Raw genomic sequence first — 1,784 nt, forward strand, 5'->3', positions numbered from 1 at the left:
GAGCACGAGCGGGTCGCAGTGGCACGCCAGGCTCAGGCGCTGCAGGCCCTTCGGCAGCATGCAGATGCTCGTCACGTCGAGGCGCTCGTCGGCCTTCGTCACCTGCCCGTAGGGCTGCGACTTCCACGCGTAGCCCAGCAGCGTCCGGTCGGCGGGGTCGTCGGTGATGCCGAAGTAGGGCACCATGTTGCGGCCGTACGACCCGAAGCAGAACAGGTCGGGCGTCTGGCAGGTGAAGCCTACCTCCCGGTTGAACTGCAGGTCGAAGATCGCCACGGACAGGTCGTCGCCCAGCGGGTAGTACCAGTAGGTTCCCTGGCCGTAGCGCTCGTCGATCTCCCAGAGCATGCCCACGCGCCCGCGCTCGGCGGCCTCCACGCGCACGCCGTGCATGGAGGCGATCTGCGTCTCGTAGATGTCGTGGACGGTGAACGGGCCGTTCGACCCCAAGCCGTCCGCCAGCGAGGTGCGTTGCGCCAGGTAGGCCGCCCGCGAGCGCGCCGCGGGGTCGCCCCCGACGCCGATCAGGTTCGACTCGACGAGGGCGCGCGAGCCCGATCCCGCCGCCGCGCACCTCATTTCGGCGTCATCGTCTAGAATTTCGGCTGAATCATCGCGATCGCTCATTGCACGCCGCTCCTTTTCGTTGCATCGCTAGATTATTAGTCATGGCTAACTTCAAGGATATACCAGACTTCGCGCCCTCCGCAACCCTTTGGTCCGCCGAGGGCGCCGCTGCGGGCGCCCCGGCAGCCTCGGCAGCCCCGGCCTGCGCGGCGGCGAGCGCGCGGCGGGCGGGCGCGCGCCGCCGGCTCGACCCGCGCACGTCGCTCGCCGTCCTGCTCATGCTGAACCTCATCGCGTTCGCGCCGACGAAGCCGTGGACCGAGGTGGCGGCCGTGGCGCTGTGCGCCGCGACGATGATCTGGTGCGGCCGCGCGTCGGCGGCGCTGCGCTGGCTGGCGGCCTACGCGGCCGTCTTCGGGGCCAGCATGGCCGTCGCCGCCTTTCCGAACGAGGTGACCGCGTCGTTCGCCGCGATGATCGTCGTGTTCCGCCGCGTGTTCTGCGTGGGGATGTTCGCGTCGAACATGATCGCCACCACGCGCGTGGGCGAGATGGCCTCGGCGCTGCAGCGCGCGCACGTGCCGCGCGGCGGCGTGGTGGCGCTGTGCGTGGCGCTCAGGTTCTTCCCCACGATGGGCAAGGAGTTCTCGTCGGTGGCCGAGGCCATGAAGGTGCGCGGCATGGCGCTGTCGCCCGCGACGGTGCTGCGGCATCCGGCGCTGACGGCGGAGAACCTCATGGTGCCCGTGATGAGCCGGCTGGCCATCGTGGCCGACGAGCTGTCGAACGCGGCCATCGTGCGCGGCATCGACTCCGCGGCGGCGCGCACGTCCTACTACGAGCTGCGCTTCGGGCCGGCGGACGCCCTGTTCGCCGCCCTGTTCGGCGCCGTGGTCGCGTGCGTGGCGCTCATCAAGCTGGGGGTGATCGCGTGAGCGCGCAGGCCGACGCGGCGCTTTCGTTCGACCGGGCGGGCTTCACCTACGCCGGCGCCCGCGAGCCCGCCCTCGCCGACGTGTCCCTGAGCGTGCCCGCAGGGCAGTGCGTGGTGCTCACCGGCGGCTCCGGCTGCGGCAAGACCACGCTCACGCGCCTGGCGAACGGGCTGATCCCCGTCTCCTACGACGGGGAGCTCGCGGGGTCGGTGCGCATCGCCGGCAAGGACGCGGGGTCGTGGGAGATGGACGCGCTGTGCCGGCGCGTGGGCTCGGTGTTCC

Annotated in this window: 2 protein-coding genes and 1 pseudogene; 2 read left to right on the plus strand and 1 reads right to left on the minus strand. The window is 71.3% G+C overall.

What is annotated here, in order from left to right:
- Window positions 1-627 (minus strand): annotated as a pseudogene (locus tag ACMO6A_RS02030) (AraC family transcriptional regulator); the annotation flags it as partial.
- A gap of 41 nt (window positions 628-668) precedes the next feature.
- Here ACMO6A_RS02030 and ACMO6A_RS02035 point away from each other — a divergent pair.
- A complete protein-coding gene (locus tag ACMO6A_RS02035) occupies window positions 669-1,502 on the plus strand; it encodes an energy-coupling factor transporter transmembrane component T family protein (protein WP_015760553.1) in 834 nt (277 codons plus the stop codon).
- On the plus strand, window positions 1,499-1,784 hold a 286-nt coding region (locus ACMO6A_RS02040), incomplete at its 3' end, for an ATP-binding cassette domain-containing protein (RefSeq protein WP_418470706.1). The genes ACMO6A_RS02035 and ACMO6A_RS02040, both read left to right, overlap by 4 nt.

Origin of the sequence: Eggerthella sp. (assembly GCF_048329335.1) — a bacterium.
Classification (GTDB): Bacteria; Actinomycetota; Coriobacteriia; order Coriobacteriales; family Eggerthellaceae; genus Eggerthella; species Eggerthella lenta.